This is a genomic window from Luteibacter sp. P4_E6 (assembly GCF_056401535.1).
Map to the genome: position 1 here is coordinate 1 of NZ_JBFUJE010000045.1, position 17,361 is coordinate 17,361.

Consider the following 17,361-nt stretch of genomic DNA (forward strand, 5'->3'; position numbering starts at 1 on the left):
ACATGGGACCTGCGTTAGATGGCGGGCAGGTTCCAGGCATCGCGCAACCTTGCGTACTCTGCCTTCGGCAACAACACGAAGACCGGCTTCTTCTTCGGGTCAAGCCATGCGAGCAACTTCTCCATGGTCTCGTCGGTCATCGCCGTACAGCCAGCTGTCGGCGATGTGGGTGAGCGCCAGAGATGCGCAAAGATGCAACTCCCCGCGCCGCGACGACCTTCGGGGTTGTGCTCGATGACGAAGCCGATGCGGTAAGCATGGTCGCCGTTGAAATGGAGGTCGCGGCGCATCGGTTCGGTGGCACCGTCGACGGCTTTGTCACCCACCTGTTTCGCATCGACCAACTGGTTGTAGTAAGGCGAACTGGTCACGTCGACGCAGTAGTCCGAAGCAGTCAGTCCGCGGTAAGGCAGGGAGGTGCCGTTCGTGTCCGCATAGCCGAAGGCCTCGCCAACACGGAAGATGCCGGCCGGGCTGCGGCCATCACCTTCCACCTTGGTCGGCCCGTCGCGTTGTACGGGGTGGAGGCCGATGCCCCATGCGCTGCCATGCTTGCCGAGGGTCACTTCCGCGGGTGCACCCACCAGTACCCACGTCGTGCCTTCGCGCTCGTAGGTGCGAAGACTGCCGTGGTCGACATCCCAGCCGTCCGTCGTGACGACGATCATCTGACGCGACACCGACCACGCGGCGGGGGCTTCGAAGGCGGCAGCTATCGCGGTAAGGCTCAGTGCGACAAGGCCAAGCAGGTAGGGAGCGCATCGACGTAACGACATGGCAGGGATCCGGGGGCGTCGGGAAAGGTGGCGAGGGACCGTTGTCAGAGTGCCTCGAGGCCGCGAAGGTTCCGGATGCCGAATCCCGGAGCATCGCCGACGGTGATATGCGGTCCGTCGAAGTGCACGCCTCCATCGACAGGATCGAATGCACACAACGAAGGCCCATCGAGGTCGATCCGCGTAATGACCTCGGAACGCGCGATGGCGACATGCACGGCAGCGGCCACGCTGATGCTGGATTCCAACATGCAGCCCATCATGCATGGCATGCCATGGGCCGCAGCGATGTCGGCGATACGCAATGCATTCGTGATGCCGCCGGCTTTCATCAGCTTGATATTGATGATGTCGGCCGCGCGCAGGCGGATGATCTCGGTCACGTCGCTTGGGGCGAACACGCTCTCGTCGGCCATGACGGGTGTATTCACGCGTTCGGTGATGTAACGCATGCCTTCAAGATCGTGCGCAGGTACAGGCTGCTCGATGAGATCAAGAGCAACCCCCGCCTGTTCGAGTTCCTTCAGGACACGAACGGCTTCCTTCGCCGTCCAGCCCTGGTTCGCATCGAGCCGCAACGTCGCACGTCCCGCCACGGCGTCGTGGATCGTGCGCACACGGGTGACGTCGGTGGCGGTGTCCTTGCCGACCTTGATCTTGAGTGCCGTATATCCCTCGTCGAGCGCGGCGAGCGCGTCGGTGACCATCGTGGCTACATCGTTGACGCTGATCGTTATGTCGGTGTTGAGCGTCGATACGCCGCCACCCAGCAACGCGTAAACCGGTGAGCGGTGTAGCTGCCCCCACAAGTCGTACACCGCAATTTCAACGGCTGCTTTCGCGCTGCTGTTCTTCGCCATCGCTCCCTGAATCAGACCGACCATCCGGTTGAGATCCGCAACGTCTTCGCCCACGAGGCGTGGTGCGATGTGGTGGCGGATCGCGTGGACGATCGATCCATGCGTCTCACCCGTGATGGCGGCCGTGGGTGGCGCCTCGCCGTAGCCGATGTGGCCGTCGTCGGTATGCAGCATCACGACGATGTCTTCCACGCTCTCCACCGTGCGCAGTGCCGTCTTGAAGGGCGTCTTCAAGGGTACGCGCAACATTCCGAGCGTTATGTCAGTGATCTTCATGGACGGATCTTCATGGCTGATCGCTCAACGAATACGGACGATGCTGGTCATGCGGTCGACGAAGCTGGCGTCGTCGCTGAACATCAGGGGCAGGAGTGGCGTCACCGATACTTCGTTGAGTTTGACCCGTCGCATGCTGCCGTCAGGCTGCCGATAGCTGATGCCGCTCACGTCGTGGATCACGTAAGGCTTGCCATCCACCTTACCGATCACCATCAACACATGACCCGGGATGTAGACGAGGTCGCCGACGTCGAGCGCCATCGCCGCCTTGACCCGCGCATCGTGGCTATCCTTTTCCGTATAGAGCGTGTGCGCCAGGCCCGGGCTCATCGCTTGGTCGCCCGTGTTGCGTGGCATCTGCACGCCCATGCTGCGGTACACGTCCGAAACGAAGCCGCTGCAATCGCGCCCGTTATAAGCGTGCCCCCATCCGTAGCGCTCACCGAGGAACTTGAAGGCCTGGCGGATGATGTTGGCGCGGGTCAACGGTAGATAGCCGGGCGAGGAGTCCTGGTTGCGCTGGAACAGGGCAGGCCGGAACGCGAGCATGCCCTTGGCGTCTCGCACGGGCAAACTCAGTATCCACGAGGTGTAAGCACTCTGACCATTGATCGGTTGGTCGGGCGGAAGCGGTGCGTCGAGCGGCACGCGCGTGCCCATGTCCAGCTGGAGTTCTGAGAGCGCGGGCGCTTCGGGCGAATACACAGTGAGCGGCTTGGCCCCGGTGATTACCCGATAGGGCGTGGCGTCCACGTGCGCGAAGATCTGGTTCGCCTCGCCCAGCGCAACGTCCTCAGCATGCACCCAGGCGGCGTAGTTCGGACTGACGACGAACACCCACTGCGCATCCTTGCTGGTATGGACGACGACGAGCGGATCGCCCGGAAAAAGAGTGCTTTCCTGGAAGCGGTCGATATCCGTATCGCCAGCATGGCTGAAGACGCGAAGGTCGGTCGGAAAGCTCCGCAGGGCGGTGCGGCGGARCACCATCCCGTACCGCGGAGTTACCTGCACAGGAACCGTGTCGATGGCGACGTTGGACACGATCGCATCGAGCCTTCCCGTGTCGATGGCGTGGCCTTCGGCATCGACGAGAGGCCGCGACGGACGGGCGGAGCGCTGCGAAATCCACGCTTTCGCCTGTTCACGAGCGAGAGTCGCAGGCAGATGCCGGATGTCGTGCATGGACGGGTCGCGTTGCGCGATGCGTGCGTTCAACGCTCCGATGGCCGTGGAGTCCAGTAGGACGGTGTCCGGATCGGGCAGGCGAGCGACCCACGTCGTCGCCGAAAGATCGGCCTCGGCGATGCCGGGAATGCCTGACGCGGCGATGTCCTGCGCAAAGCCCGCCGGAGCGATGGCGGCGGTGACCAGGGCCAACGCCAGGAACGAGTAACGAAACCTGTTCACGTTTTGAAACCTCATCATGAAGCCAGCCTCGACAACACGGCCGCGACGACCAGCCCGTAGCCTGTGCCGAGGATATAGCCGAGCAGCGCAAGCAGGATGCCGACCGGCACCAGCGAGCGGGAATAGGTCGCTGCGAGCACCGGCGTCGCTGCGACGCCACCGATATGCGCGAGCGACGAGATGCCGCATAGATACAGGTCGAAGTGAAACACGCGAGCGAAGAGGCAGAGCAGGATGGCATGCAGGGCGATGACGGTTACCCCGCACAGAAGGTAAATGGGTGCTGCGGCGATGCCGGCGAAACTGCTCTGTGAGGCGAGGACGGCGACGACGGAAATCAACATCGCACTCGATACCGATGGCGCACCCGGCAACCGGGCAAGCGGTGTGTGGGCGACGACCAGTCCCGCGACCGTGGCGATCAGAATGGTCCAGGTAGTCGGCGACACCATGCTGCCCACCGGCATGTAACGTCCTCCCACCGCAGCGAGCGCCGCCGTGAGGAGGGCGAGGCCGAGCCACAGCAGCACGCTGTCGACGGTCGCCGGCGCGCGTGGCGCGGTATCGGCCACGATCATGTCCGCACTGGAGACCGCGCGGGTCCACCGATTGAATGCCGGTGCCAGGCGAGCCACGGCGAACAGCACCACCACCCACATCGAGTAGCAGAGCGCATCGGTCAGCAGGGTGGTGGCGAGCGCGGTGTCCGACATGCCGATCGCCTGCTTCACGGCGATCATGTTGGCCGTGCCGCCCACCCAGCTGCCGGATAGCGATGCCAGCGGCATCCAGCCGTCACCCGGTATCCAGTGTCGAAAGATCAGGTAGGCCAGCACGAAGGCGGCGAACAGGCTGATCGACGTGCAGACGAACACGCCGAGCACGCGCGGCCCAAGGGCGAGGATCGCGCGCAGGTCGCAGTTGATCATCAGCAGGAACAGCAGGGCGGGTACGAGCCGGGACACCAGCACGCCCTGGGCGGCATGGATCTCGGGGCTGGCGGTCCAGAGTCCGGCCACCGACAGCGCGGTGACACTGAGGTAGGTGAGCACGATGGGCGGCAGCACCTCGAACACTTTCCAACGGAAGCGCCGTTCGATCGCCGGCCAGAAACCGGCAACGAGCAGCATGACAGCCAGGTACGGCCAGACCGATTCGATCACGCCAACCCTCCCCGGGTAAAAACGATCGTCGGGCCATGGTACCTGCCCGGCGAAGGTCGGCGGGAATGGGCTAACCTGCCTGTCGGTCGCGAGGGGCGACGCGACGGAGGTAGTGCGATGCGGATGGCTGCTGTTATTTCGCTCGTGGTTGCGATGCTCGCTTGCTCGGTCGTTCATGCCGTCGAGCCTCCGCGACTGTCGCCGGCTACCACCGCCGCCGCAGCGGGCATGACGAACATCCGTGCACTTGTTCCCGATATCGACGAGGTCATGCACTACGCGAGCGCCGACAACTTCACCGGAGCTGTCGTCGACGGTTACGAAGCACCCGCGTGCTACCTGCGTACGGCGGCGGCACAGGCCCTGGCGCGCGTCGAGGCAACCCTGCGTAAGCAGGGCTATCGCCTCCGGTTGTGGGACTGCTACCGACCGGCGCGTGCCGTCGCCGCCTTCGTTCGATGGGCCGGTGATCTGTCTGACGTGCGTACCAAGGCGGCTCACTATCCGAACCTGGGCAAGGACACGTTGCTCGGTGAGTACATCGCGCCGGTCTCGGGCCACAGCCGCGGTGCCACGGTCGACCTGACCCTGATGCACTGCGAAGGCACCCGTTGCACACCRCTCGACATGGGCACCGATTTCGACTTCTTCGATCCGCTCGCCCATACCGAGGATCCGCGCATCACGGCCGCACAGCAGGCGAATCGCCAGCGTCTGCTCAAGGCGATGGCGGCTGAAGGCTTCGTCAACTACGCGCAGGAGTGGTGGCACTACTCGCTGCCCTCGGCAGCACCGTCCGACCTCATCTACGACGTGCCGGTCCGCTAGGCCCCGGGCAGCCGGAAGGCTGCCCGCTCATGCCTTATCATGTGAAGTCCCCGCGACCGCACGGATCCCCCATGTCCACCTTTCGCTTCGCCCTGGCCCAGTTCGATTTCCCGGTAGGCGCCACCGCCGACAATGCGCGACGGGTCAAGGCGCTGTCCGACGAGGCGCGCGACCGCCTGGGTGCCTCGTTGGTCGCCTTTCCCGAACTGACGCTCTCCGGCTACCCGCCCGAAGACCTGCTCCAGCGGCCGAGCTTCCTCGATGCCTGCCATCGCGAACTCCATGCCCTTGCACCGACCATCCAAGGCATTTCCGCCATCGTGGGCTACCCGGATTCGCAGGGCGAGGTGTTCAACGCCGCTTCCCTCATCCGTGAGGGCAAGCTGGAGTGGACGTACCACAAGCAGGAATTGCCCAATTACACGGTGTTCGACGAGAAGCGCTACTTCCAGCACGGTGAAGCCACCCGTGTGTTCACGATCGAAGGCGTGAACGTCGGCATGCTGATCTGCGAGGACATCTGGGAGGCCGAGCCGGCCGCCCACGTCGCGCAGGCCGGCGCCGAGCTGATCCTGGTCATCAACGCATCGCCCTGGGACCGCCGCCAGGCCGCCACCCGCGAGGCCCTGCTCAAGCAGCGTGCCCGCGAAACCGGCCTGCCGATTGCCTACGTGAATCTCGTCGGCGGCCAGGACGACCTGCTTTTCGACGGTCATTCGCTGCTGGTCCAGGCGGACGGTGAGGTCCTCGCCCGCGCGCCCTCGTTTGAGGAAATGCTGCTCACGGTCGAATTCGACACCGTCACCAGGCGTCTTGCCGCCATCGACTGGCCGGCCGCCGACATGCGCTCGCCCGAGGCGATCATGTACGCGGGCATCGTCCGCGGCATTCGCGACTACATCGGCAAGAACCACTTCTCCGGCGTGTTGCTGGGCTTGTCTGGCGGTATCGACTCGGCGCTGACCCTCGCCCTCGCCGTCGACGCGCTGGGCAAGGACAAGGTCACCGCGGTGATGATGCCCACGGTATACACGTCGGATCTTTCGTTGCGCGAGGCCAAGGCCCAGGCCGAACACCTCGGCGTCGAATACCACGTCTTGCCCATCGAAGGCATCTACGAGGCCTTTACCGGCGCGCTGGCGCCCGTATTTGCCGGTCGCGAGCCGGACATCACCGAAGAGAACCTGCAGTCGCGGGCCCGCGGCGTACTGCTCATGGCCATGTCCAACAAGACCGGCAAGTTGCTGCTTTCCACCGGCAACAAGAGTGAGATGGCGGTGGGTTACGCCACGCTCTACGGCGACATGTGCGGCGCGTACGCGCCGCTGAAGGATGTCTATAAGACGGTGGTCTTCACATTGTCGCGCTGGCGGGCAGCCATCGACGGTGCCATCCCGATGGCCGTGATCGAGCGCCCGCCCTCAGCCGAGCTGCGCCACGAACAGACCGACCAGGACTCGCTCCCGCCCTACGACGAACTGGATAAGATCCTCGAGCTGTTCATCGAAGGCGAGGCCTCGGCCGAAGACATCATTGCCGCCGGCCACGACGACGCCACCGTGCGCCGGGTGATCCGCATGGTCTTCATCAACGAGTTCAAACGCCGCCAGGCCGCGCCCGGCCCCCGGGTCACCACCAAAGCTTTCGGTCGCGAACGCCGCTATCCGATCACCTCGGGCTGGCGATAACGCCACTTCTTAGCGGCTCACGCCACCCCTTCCCGTCCCCGTAGGAGCCGATTCATCGGCGATCGGCTGCTCGCGTCACCCTGACTCGCTGCTGCCAGCTCGAGCCGCGGCTTGCGTGAGGGGTTGAGGCGCAGAGCCTTCGGTGCTCGGACGTCGCGGCGCAGAGCCTTAGCCGCCGGACGTAGTGGCGCAGAGCCTTCGGTGCCCACCCTCGCTGCTCAGACRGGTCCTCCGCGTTCGACAAGGAAAGGCCGCTGCGCGGYCCGTGTACTTATTTGGCCTACGGCCGCTCCACTTGTGCGGAACTCGCCTCGAGGGTGGGCACCGAAGACTCTCCCRGACCCTGAGGTTCRCGTGGGTCGAGCCAARGCGCGCGGCGGCATCGCTGGCAGGCACGCAGGCAAGCAGCACGCAGCCGCACAAGCCACACAGCCACACAGCCACACAGCCACACAGCCACACCGATGTCGGCGCAGGCGCGATGAGCGTGTTAGGCAACCGGGTACCCGCCACTGCGTACCCGCACGCGCTTCCGCATCGCCCTGGGGTTCCGGCAACGACCGGCGCCGCCGACGGCGTCACGCCAMCGGCTCTCCTTCCAGCTGACCGTATCCTCGTGAGAGACCTTGGTGTCCACCCTCGAGGCGAGTTCCGCACAAGTGGAGCGGCCGTAGGCCAATAAGTACATGGCCGCGCAGCGGCCTTTCCGGTACGAAACGCGGAGGACCTGTCTGAGCAGCGAGGGTGGACACCAAGGTCTCCCCGCGAGACGCCCAAGTGTAGAGAGCGAYGGCGAAGCCGAGCCGCCCCGCGAGGCCGAAGGCGAGCCATGCGCGAGGTGCGAGGTGCGAGGTGCGAAGAACGTCCTGCCTGAAGGCCGAGCGCCCGGCCCCCGATCATCCGCGATGAAGCAAAAAAAAGCCGGCTTTCGCCGGCTTTTCTCTTCGACCCGATCAGATCAGGTCAATGGTGACCCGAGAACGGAATCGCCTTGCGCCAGATCGACGGGCTGTGCGGCCAGCTGTCGTCGGTCAGGTAAGGGTGGTTCGGGTAGTTCAGGGCCAGGACCTTGCGGGACTGCTCGGCCAGCGGCTTGCGATCGAGCGCCAGGTAGCTACGCGTGAGGATCGCCAGGGCGTCGGCCGTTTCCGGCGACTGCTGGTAATGCTCGATCACGTACTGGGCGCGATCCGACGAGGCGATGTACGACTTCGTACGCAGGTAGTACTCGGCCACGTTGATCTCGAACTGGGCCAGCTGGTTGCGCAGGAAAATCATGCGCTGACGGGCGTCCGTGGCATAGGCGCTGTTCGGGTAGCGGCGGGTAAGCTGGCTGAAGTCGTCGAACGAGGTCAGGTTGAAACCCTGGTCGCGACGGGTCGACGCCGTGTTTCCACGCTGCAGGTAGCGCTCGATCACGCCACCGGTACGATCGAAATTGATCATGCCGCGCAGGTAATAGGCATAATCTGCATGCTTGTGGGTCGGAAACGTCTTGATGAAGCGATTAATCGTCGAGTACGCGTCATCCGGCTTGTTGTCTTTGTACTGCGCGTAGGCCAGTTCGATCTGGGCCTGCTCATTGACGTCACCGGACGGGAAGCGCGCAATCAGGCGCTGATAGCCCTTCTCGGCGGCTGAATAGTCCGAATACTCCAGCGAATTGTGAGCCGTGGCAAAAAGCCGGTCTTCCGGCATTGTGTCAATCGTCTCCTTTTTGCTGCGGAACATCGAGCAGGCGCTCATCGACAGGGCGAGGACGAGCAGAATGGTGATCTTAGTTGCACGCATTGAGAGAGTTCGGATGCTTGAGCGAAAAGGCATGATAGCCGAAACCGGCCATGGGCCGGGCGGGGCGGTATGACGACGTTACGACATGAAGCCATTGTGCCGGTAACGGCCGCTGGACGGCGTTTCGACCAGACCGTGGCCGAGATGTTCCCCGATTATTCCCGATCCCGCCTCACCGCGTGGATCAAGGACGGCAAAGTGTTGCTGGACGGGGCCCGCGCGGCGCCGCGGCAGCTGGTCCGGGGTGGCGAGAAGGTGGAGCTCGAGGCTGAGCTGGAGAACGAGGTCCACGCCGAGGCGGAGGATATCGCCCTGGACATCCGCTTCGAGGACGACGACCTGATGGTGGTCGACAAGCCGATGGGGCTGGTGGTCCACCCTGGCGCGGGTAATCCCACCGGGACGATGCTCAACGCCTTGTTGCACCACAATCCGGCGCTGGCGGAGCTGCCGCGTGGCGGCATCGTGCACCGCCTGGACAAGGACACCGCGGGCCTGATGGTGGTTGCCAAGACCCTTGCGGCCCATACGCGCCTGGTCGAGATGCTGTCCCTCCACGAGGTGCGCCGCCAGTACGAGGCCGTCGTCCTGGGCACGATGGTGGCCGGGGGCACGGTGGACGAGCCGATCGGGCGCCATCAGCACGACCGGCTCAAGCAGGGCGTTCGCGACGTGATCGACGGGGGCAAGGAGTCGGTGACCCACTACCGTGTCCGCGAGCGCTTCCGTGCCCACAGCCTGATCCAGTGCAACCTGGAGACCGGGCGTACGCATCAGATTCGCGTGCACATGGCCCACGTCGGCCACCCCCTGGTGGGCGACCAGCTCTATGGCAACGGCCTGCGTCTTCCGCGCGGAGCCAGCCAGGAATTGATCGATGCCTTGCGCGGTTTCCGTCGCCAGGCCCTGCATGCGGAGAAACTGGGGTTCGATCACCCGATCACGGGTGAGTACCTGGAATTCGACTCGCCGCGGCCGGCCGACCAGGATGCCCTGATCGAGGCGCTGCGGGCCGACACCGTTCTCCATCCCATCGAGGATTGATGGGTGGACGCCGACTGGATCGTTCCGGACTGGAAGGCACCGGCGGGGGTCGGCGCGGCGGTTTCCACGCGGCGCGGCCCAGGCGTGTCCGAGGCGCCGTATGACCGGCTGAACCTGGGACTGCGCTCTGGCGATGATGTCGCCGCCGTCGAGGTCAACCGGCGGGCGTTGGCCGAAGCCCTGGAGCTGCCTGCGCCGCCGCTTTGGCTGCGCCAGGTGCACGGCATCGCCGTAAGCGAATCCCCACTCACAGGCGACGATGAGCCGGTGGCGGATGCCTCCGTGGCGCGCGGTCCGGGTCAGGTGCTGGCCATCCTGACGGCGGATTGCCTGCCCGTGCTGTTCGTCTCCGCCGACGGCCAGACGATCGGCGCGGCCCATGCGGGCTGGCGTGGGCTGGCGGCGGGAGTGCTGGAGCGCACGGTGGAGGCGATGGCGGCCCATGGCGTCCAGGCCTGGCTTGGCCCGGCCATCGGCGCTTCGTCGTACGAGGTGGGTGACGAAGTGCGTGCGGCTTTCGTCGACGGGGATGCCGGGGCGGCCCTGGCCTTCGCCGCCACCCGGCCGGGACACTGGCATTGCGATCTGTACGCGCTCGCAAAGCGCCGGCTGGCTTCGATCGGCGTGTCGCAGGTAGCGGGGGGTGGCTTCGACACGCTCACGGACCAGCGGCTCTACTCCTACCGCCGCGATGGTGCCAACAGCGGTCGCTTCGCCTCGCTGATCTGGACCGGCGCCTAGGGCGCCGTCATCGGCGTCTGCACGTAGATCTCCGGCTTCACTTTCGGCGGCTCGGTGAGCGCCTGCAGGAAGGCGTTGCGCCAGGTGGTGATGTCGTTGCGTTCGAGCACGTCCATCATCGACTGCCAGCGCATGCGGCGTTCCTTGAGTGGCATTTCCAGGGCCCGCTTCAGGGCTTCGGAGACTTCATCGAGGTCCGAAGGGTTGACCAGAAGGGCCGCGTCGAGCTCCTGGGCCGCCCCGGCGAAACGCGACAGCACCAGTACGCCGGGGTCCTGCGGGTCCTGGCAGGCGACATATTCCTTGGCGACCAGGTTCATGCCGTCACGCAGGGGCGTCACCAGGCCGACCTTGGCGACGCGGAAGTAGCCTGCCAGCACTTTGTGGRCAAATGACTTGTTCACGTAGCGGATCGGTACCCAGTCCGGCTCGGCGTACTGTCCGTTGATGTGACCGGCGCTGCGCTCCAGCTCGCGGCGCAACGAGCGGTACTCGGGTACGTCGGAGCGGGACGGCGGGGCGATCTGCAGCAGCGAGACGCGGCCGCGCATCTCCTTATGGTCGCGAAGCAGGCGTGCGAAGCCTTCGAATCGTTCGGGCAGGCCTTTCGAATAATCCAGGCGGTCCACACCGATGATCAGCGAGCGATCGTCCACGCTGGCCCTCAGTTTGGCGACGGCGCCACTGTCTTCCGCGCGGTGGGCCAGTTCGACGGCCTCGGCCGTGTCGATGCTGATCGGGAACACGCCAGCGCGGAAGATGCGCCCGTTGGCCGCGCGGATCCGGCCGCCCGTGCGCATGGCCGCCCCCAGCTCGTGCAGGAAGTAGTCCTCGAGGGCGCGTACATCGCGCTGGGTGTGCAGGCCGACGAGATCGTACGAGGCCAGCGGCTCGAGCAGCTCGCGATGCCTTGGCAGGGTGATCAGCAAGCCTGCCGCCGGCAGGGGGGTATGCAGGAAGAAGCCGATCCGGTTCTCGACACCCAGCTCGCGCAGCATCGCCGCCAGCGGAATCAGGTGGTAGTCGTGGACCCAGATGATGTCGTCCTTCCTGAGCAGCTTCGCCACGCGCTTGGCGAAGATCCGGTTGACCCGGAGATAGCCTTCAAGATGGTCGCGACGGTAGTCGACAAGGTCGGCGCGGTAGTGGAAGAGTGGCCAGAGAGCGCGGTTGGCGAAGCCACTGTAATAGTCGTCGTGATCCTGCTTGGACATGTCGATGGTGGCGTAGCTGATATGGCCATCGGCCACTTCATGCAGTTCCTTGCCGGTCTCGGCGGCGATGTTGCCGCTCCAGCCGAACCATAGGCCGCCCATTTCCTGCAGCGCCGCGTTCATTGCGGACGCCAGTCCGCCGGTCTGCGTCTGCTTGGGTAACGCGACGCGATTGGAAATGACGACTAGTCGGCTCATGTTGCGCTTGTGGCTCCTTGCGACAGCCTGGCTTTCACGGAATCCAGCCAAGCATGAACGTCAGCCGGGCTAGACAATGTGAACGTCGCTTGTGACGGTGTTCTTGCGCCTATGCGAACGGAAGCGCCGCCGTGGGCGTTGACGAAGATAAAAGCGTGCTCGTCGGTCAGGTCGTCACCGAGATAGACCGGGCGGCGACCGTGGAACGGCGCTTCGTCGAGAAACGAGGCCACTGCCACGCCCTTGTCCATGCCGCGCGGCTTGAACTCGAAGACATAGCTGCCAGGTTGTAGCTCGAAGCCGGGGAAGCGCTTGGCGATCATCGGCGCGCGGCGAGCCAGTTCCGGTTCGTACTCGGGGCGTTCGCGGCAATGCAGGGCAACCGACCAGCTCTTGTCCTCGACCCGCACGCCAGGCATTTCGGTGGCGACCGCGTGGACCGTCTCGCGTAGTCGGGCCAGTTCCGCCGGATCCACAGGAACCGTGATCACCCGGCCCGTCGCGTCGCGCCGTTCCATACCGTGCTGACCGGCRGCCGCCCAGCGCGGCCGGTTGAAGATCTGGTCCAGCCCGCTGATCGCCCGTCCACTGACCAGCGCCATCGCACCACCCAGTGCCGCGTGGATCGCATCGAGGGTGTCCAGCAGACCCTCGGCCAGGGCGACACCGTCGGGATCATCGGCGAAGGCGAGCAGCGTGCCGTCCGCGTCCAGGAACAGGGCGGTTTCGGCGTCGATCAGGCCCGGAACAGGGCGGGGCAGAGTGTCGCGGCTGGCTGTCACGTTGGCTCCATGGGGCTGCGATTCCCCGAGGATGCAGGGTGTAGTGTGAAAAAAGCGGAGGAAGCCTTGTTGCGCCTGCTCTTCACCGTTGAAGGAGCACGCTCCCACCCGCATCTGTTTGGCCAGAGGCGGTCGCGGGGAGGGCCCGGGGCGCGCCAGAACCTTTGGGAGAAACCTTCGATGCGTATGGACAAACTTACGTCGCGATTCCAGCAAGCGCTGGCCGACGCCCAGTCGCTGGCCGTCGGCCGCGACAACAATATGCTCGAGCCGGCACACGTGCTGGCCGCGCTGCTCGACCAGCAAGGCGGCTCGACCGGGCCGTTGCTGACTCAGGCCGGGGTCAACGTACCGTCCCTGCGCCAGCGCGTGGGCGAGATCCTCGACCGGCTGCCGCGTGTCGCGGGCGAGGAAGGCAATATCAACCTCGGCAACGACCTCAATCGCCTGCTCAACCTCACCGACAAGCTTGCCCAGCAGCGCGGCGACCAGTTCATCGCCAGCGAGCTGTTCGTGCTTGCCCTGCTGGAGGATCGCGGCGAGGTCGGTGGTGCGCTGAAGGCGGCCGGCGCCACGAAGGAGCGACTTGAGGCGGCGATCGACAAGCTGCGCGGCGGTGAAAAAGTGCAGTCGGAGAACGCCGAAGAGCAGCGCCAGGCGCTGGAGAAGTACACGATCGACCTGACCGAGCGCGCCGAGGCCGGTAAGCTCGATCCGGTGATCGGCCGCGACGASGAAATCCGCCGSACSATCCAGGTYCTSYMSCGCCGCACCAAGAACAATCCCGTGCTKATCGGTGAGCCGGGCGTGGGCAAGACGGCCATCGTCGAAGGCCTTGCCCAGCGCATCGTCAACGGCGAAGTGCCCGAAGGCCTGCGCGACAAGCGCGTGCTCTCGCTCGACATGGGCGCGCTCATTGCCGGTGCGAAATTCCGCGGCGAGTTCGAAGAGCGCCTGAAAAACGTGCTCAGCGACCTCTCGAAGCAGGAAGGTCGGGTGATCCTCTTCATCGACGAATTGCACACGATGGTCGGCGCCGGCAAGGCCGATGGTGCGATGGATGCGGGCAATATGCTGAAGCCCGCCCTCGCACGCGGCGAGCTGCATTGCATCGGCGCAACGACGCTTGACGAGTATCGCAAGTATGTCGAGAAGGACGCCGCGCTCGAGCGCCGATTCCAGAAGATCCTTGTCGGCGAGCCGAGCGTCGAGGACACCATCGCGATTCTGCGTGGCCTGAAGGAGCGCTACGCCGTCCACCATGGTGTGGAGATTACCGATCCGGCGATCGTTGCCGCAGCGACGCTTTCCGCGCGCTACATTCCCGACCGTCAGCTGCCGGACAAGGCCATCGACCTGATGGACGAGGCTGCTTCGCGGATCCGCATGGAAATCGATTCCAAGCCGGAAGAACTCGACCGCCTCGAGCGCCGCCTCATCCAGCTCAAGATCCAGCGCGAGATGCTGAAGAAGGAGCACGACGACGAGTCGAGGCAACGCCTCGCCACCCTCGAATCCGATATCGAGAAACTCGACCGCGAGTTCTCCGACCTCAACGAGGTATGGAAGTCGGAAAAGGCAATGCTCCAGGGCACGACCAAGGTCAAGGAGCAGATCGAGGCCGCACGCGTCGAGTTGGAAGCCGCCCAGCGTCGCCAGGACTATGCGGCCATGAGCGAAATCCAGTACGGCCGACTGCCGGCGCTGGAGGCCCAGCTCGCCGCGGCCCAGCAAGCCGAAAAGCAGGACTTCACGCTGCTGCAGGACCGCGTGACCGCCGAGGAGATCGCCGAGGTGGTCGCCCGCTGGACCGGGATTCCCGTGGCGAAAATGCTCGAAGGCGAGCGCGAGAAGCTGTTGCAGATGGAGAGCGCGCTGCATTCGCGCGTGGTCGGCCAGGAAGAGGCAGTGAAAGCCGTATCGGATGCGATCCGCCGTGCGCGTGCGGGCTTGTCCGATCCGAACCGCCCGTACGGATCGTTCCTGTTCCTTGGTCCGACGGGCGTCGGCAAGAYGGAGCTGTGCAAGGCGCTGGCCGATTTCCTCTTCGACACGCAGGACGCCATGATTCGCATCGACATGAGCGAGTTCATGGAGAAACACTCGGTGAGCCGTCTGGTGGGTGCACCCCCCGGGTATGTCGGTTATGAAGAAGGTGGCTACCTCACCGAAGCCGTTCGGCGTCGTCCGTACAGCGTGATCCTCCTGGACGAGGTGGAGAAGGCGCATCCGGATGTGTTCAACATCCTGCTGCAGGTGCTCGACGATGGCCGCCTCACGGACGGCCAGGGCCGCACGGTGGACTTCCGTAACACGGTCATCGTGATGACCTCGAACCTGGGGTCGAACCTGATCCAGGAGCAGGCCGGCGACAGCGAAGCCGATTACATGCAGATGAAGGCCTCGGTGCTCGGCGTCGTGCAGGGGCACTTCCGTCCCGAGTTCATCAATCGCCTCGACGACCTGGTGGTGTTCCGTCCACTCGACAAGAAGCAGATCCGGTCCATCGCGCGTATCCAGCTCGCCTACCTCGGTAAGCGACTGGCCGAACGCCAGCTCGGGCTCGACGTGACCGACCGGGCGCTGGATCTGCTTGGTTCGGCAGGCTTCGATCCGGTCTACGGCGCGCGTCCTCTTAAGCGTGCGATCCAGCAACAGCTGGAGAACCCGCTGGCGCAGCGAATCCTGCAGGGCGTGTTCACGCCCGGCCAGACCGTGCGTGTGGACTCYGACGGCAACCACCTCAACTTCGAGGCGGTGTAAACGCAGCGATGCCCTCTGCTCGGTAGGAGCCGATTCATCGGCGATGCTCTCGCGAGCACCCTTCGCCGATGAATCGGCTCCTACACGAGCAGCGGACGCTGCGCGGCTCGCCCTCAGAACCGAAAGCCCACCTTCGCGTACATGTACCGCCCGTTGAAACCGAACGGCGACAGCGCCGAGTACTGCAGGCCGCTGGCGAAGTCTTCGCCGGTATTGTTCGCCTTTACCCGGTTCGGGTACTGATTGGTCACGTTGTCGACACCCACGGTGAAGTTCCACGCGTCGATGGCGTAGCCCAGCGAGGTGTTCAACAGCCAGCGTGCCGAGAACACCTGGTCCGTGGTCGGATCGGTGTTCACCCGCGTGACCGAGCCGTAACGTGTCAGGTCTCCGTGGACGGTGAAGCCGGCGAGGGCCCAGTCCGCGCCGAACAGGAACTTCGTGCGTGGCGTGGCCTTGGTCAGGATGCCCTGGCTCGAACGTCCGAACAGTTCGATGGGATCGGTCGAGTTCGCCTGGAGCACCGCCGGTGTGGCACTCACCGAGAGCACCTTCACCTGGTTGTAGTTGCCGCTGGCGAGCAGGTTCACCTCACCCCACGATGTCGTCGGGATTCGGTAGTTGAGCACCAGGTCCGCACCGCGCGTGCGTGTGGCTGCCGCGTTGGCGAAGTACTGGATCGCAGTGACCTGCTGGCCTGGCACGATGCTGTTGAAGTACGCGGCGAGGAGCGGGTCGGTCAGGCTGATCGTGTCCGAGTACAGGATCTGGTGCCAGATGCGGATCTGGTAGACGTCGAGTGTGGCGCTGAAATCCGCCAAGGGCTGCCATACGGCGCCAAGACTGTAGTTCGCGGACTTCTCCGGCTTCAGTGCCTTGGCGCCGAGTGCGATTGCTGCGGGATCCGACGTCCGGTACGTACCCGTCTGTGCCAGCTGGCCAGTCGTGGGATCGATGATGGTAACCACCGACTGATAGTTCTGCTGGGCCAGCGAGGGTGCACGGAAGCCGTTGGAGATGGTGCCGCGAAGGGCGAACTCCGGCGTGAACTGGTATCGACCGGAAATCTTGCCCGAGCGTGTGGAACCGGCGTCGCTATAGTGCTCGTAACGGCCCGCGACACCTGCGGAGAACTTGTCCGTGATGTCGTTTTCCAGATCGACGTAGAGCGCTTCGCTGTGCCGGGTAAAGCTGCCGGCTGCATCCGGTGACAGCCCTGGGAACACCTGCGATCCACCGGCGTACGGCGTGGTCGTGCCGGGAATGAACGTGTTTGGGTCGAAGAAATACGAGGTCGGGTCGCCGGCGTCGATTTCGTATTTTTCCTTCCGGTACTCAGCGCCGAAGGCAAGCGTCAGCGGATTCTTCAGCCAGTCGACGGCGAAATCCTTGCCAATGTCGATGTTCGCCAGCGCCTGCGAATTCTTGAAGGTGCCCGCGTTGAAATACGTGGGCGACGAGCCGGTCGTGTAGTAGAGGTTGGTGTTGACGCTGTTCTGGATGTCGAAATCGAGGTTGTTGATGCCGTAGTTGCCGGACGCATCCCATCGCCATCCGCCATCGGTGACGCCTTTCACGCCGAGCACCGCGGTGGTGTCGTTCACGTGGTTGACGATCTGCGGAAGAAAGCCGTCCGGGTAGATCGCAGGAACATTGCGCGCATTGGCGGCGGCGCGGTAATAACCGTTCGAGGTGACGTCGCGGCGGCTCATGGTAAGGAAGCCGTAGACATCGACGTTGTGCGCGACTTCGTACTGGAAGTTGGTCAGCGCCTGGTAGGTCTTCACCGCCGGGTCGCCATAGCGCTGGTGGGCCACGTTGCCG

General features: G+C 64.6%; 13 protein-coding genes. 5 read left to right on the top strand and 8 right to left on the bottom strand.

Annotated features, from left to right (window positions below; translation table 11 throughout):
* Positions 1-14: 14 nt before the first annotated feature.
* Genes AC1DT2_RS05095 through AC1DT2_RS05110 form a run of 4 tightly spaced genes read right to left on the bottom strand, consistent with a single transcriptional unit; the run spans position 15 to position 4,488 of the window.
* Entirely contained in the window at positions 15-776 is a 762-nt protein-coding gene (locus tag AC1DT2_RS05095; protein ID WP_477294836.1) for a L,D-transpeptidase family protein, read from the bottom strand.
* A gap of 44 nt (positions 777-820) precedes the next feature.
* Entirely contained in the window at positions 821-1,912 is a 1,092-nt protein-coding gene (locus tag AC1DT2_RS05100) for a dipeptide epimerase (protein WP_477294838.1), read from the bottom strand.
* 24 nt (positions 1,913-1,936) lie between these two features.
* Positions 1,937-3,325: a C40 family peptidase gene (locus AC1DT2_RS05105; RefSeq protein ID WP_477294840.1), complete on the bottom strand. Its 1,389-nt coding sequence runs from the start codon at positions 3,323-3,325 to the stop codon at positions 1,937-1,939.
* 14 nt (positions 3,326-3,339) lie between these two features.
* Positions 3,340-4,488, bottom strand: coding sequence for a DUF819 family protein (locus AC1DT2_RS05110; RefSeq protein WP_477294842.1), 1,149 nt, complete (start codon positions 4,486-4,488; stop codon positions 3,340-3,342).
* Between the two features lie 117 nt (positions 4,489-4,605).
* Here AC1DT2_RS05110 and AC1DT2_RS05115 point away from each other — a divergent pair, with 117 nt between their 5' ends.
* Together AC1DT2_RS05115 and AC1DT2_RS05120 are read left to right on the top strand one after the other, a co-directional pair.
* Positions 4,606-5,316 (top strand): M15 family metallopeptidase, encoded by a 711-nt coding sequence (locus AC1DT2_RS05115; protein ID WP_477294844.1) that lies wholly within the window; start codon positions 4,606-4,608, stop codon positions 5,314-5,316.
* A 71-nt stretch (positions 5,317-5,387) separates the two neighbouring features.
* The gene (locus tag AC1DT2_RS05120; protein WP_477294846.1) at positions 5,388-7,004 is read left to right on the top strand and encodes an NAD+ synthase; all 1,617 of its coding nucleotides are present in this window, start codon (positions 5,388-5,390) and stop codon (positions 7,002-7,004) included.
* 963 nt (positions 7,005-7,967) lie between these two features.
* Here AC1DT2_RS05120 and AC1DT2_RS05125 read toward each other — a convergent pair.
* Positions 7,968-8,795 carry an outer membrane protein assembly factor BamD gene (locus AC1DT2_RS05125; protein ID WP_213948561.1) on the bottom strand — a complete coding sequence of 276 codons (828 nt, stop codon included), beginning with the start codon at positions 8,793-8,795 and terminating at the stop codon, positions 7,968-7,970.
* Between the two features lie 69 nt (positions 8,796-8,864).
* On the opposite strand from AC1DT2_RS05125, the gene rluD reads away from it, so the two are divergent.
* A complete protein-coding gene (gene rluD / locus AC1DT2_RS05130) occupies positions 8,865-9,839 on the top strand; it encodes a 23S rRNA pseudouridine(1911/1915/1917) synthase RluD (protein WP_213948562.1) in 975 nt (324 codons plus the stop codon).
* 3 nt (positions 9,840-9,842) lie between these two features.
* On the top strand, positions 9,843-10,580 hold the full coding sequence (gene pgeF, locus AC1DT2_RS05135; RefSeq protein WP_213948563.1) for a peptidoglycan editing factor PgeF: 738 nt from the start codon (positions 9,843-9,845) through the stop codon (positions 10,578-10,580).
* Here pgeF and otsA read toward each other — a convergent pair.
* Complete coding sequence (gene otsA, locus AC1DT2_RS05140; RefSeq protein ID WP_477294849.1) at positions 10,577-11,992, bottom strand: alpha,alpha-trehalose-phosphate synthase (UDP-forming); 1,416 nt, start codon at positions 11,990-11,992, stop codon at positions 10,577-10,579. The two genes, pgeF and otsA, sit on opposite strands and share 4 nt — an antisense overlap.
* A complete protein-coding gene (gene otsB / locus AC1DT2_RS05145; protein WP_477294851.1) occupies positions 11,989-12,774 on the bottom strand; it encodes a trehalose-phosphatase in 786 nt (261 codons plus the stop codon). The genes otsA and otsB overlap by 4 nt, the downstream gene beginning before the upstream one ends.
* A gap of 180 nt (positions 12,775-12,954) precedes the next feature.
* On the opposite strand from otsB, the gene clpB reads away from it, so the two are divergent.
* Positions 12,955-15,537: an ATP-dependent chaperone ClpB gene (clpB, locus tag AC1DT2_RS05150; RefSeq protein ID WP_477294853.1), complete on the top strand. Its 2,583-nt coding sequence runs from the start codon at positions 12,955-12,957 to the stop codon at positions 15,535-15,537.
* Positions 15,538-15,650: 113 nt separating this feature from the next.
* On the opposite strand, the gene AC1DT2_RS05155 is transcribed toward clpB, so the two are convergent.
* The coding region (locus AC1DT2_RS05155; protein ID WP_477294855.1) for a TonB-dependent receptor domain-containing protein at positions 15,651-17,361 on the bottom strand (1,711 nt) is incomplete at its 5' end.

Coding starts and splice junctions, on each gene's coding strand:
- AC1DT2_RS05095 (WP_477294836.1), bottom strand. CDS start 776: ATGTCGTTACGTCGATGCGCTCCCTACCTGCTTGGCCTTGTCGCACTG.
- AC1DT2_RS05100 (WP_477294838.1), bottom strand. CDS start 1,912: ATGAAGATCACTGACATAACGCTCGGAATGTTGCGCGTACCCTTGAAG.
- AC1DT2_RS05120 (WP_477294846.1), top strand. CDS start 5,388: ATGTCCACCTTTCGCTTCGCCCTGGCCCAGTTCGATTTCCCGGTAGGC.
- AC1DT2_RS05125 (WP_213948561.1), bottom strand. CDS start 8,795: ATGCGTGCAACTAAGATCACCATTCTGCTCGTCCTCGCCCTGTCGATG.
- rluD (WP_213948562.1), top strand. CDS start 8,865: ATGACGACGTTACGACATGAAGCCATTGTGCCGGTAACGGCCGCTGGA.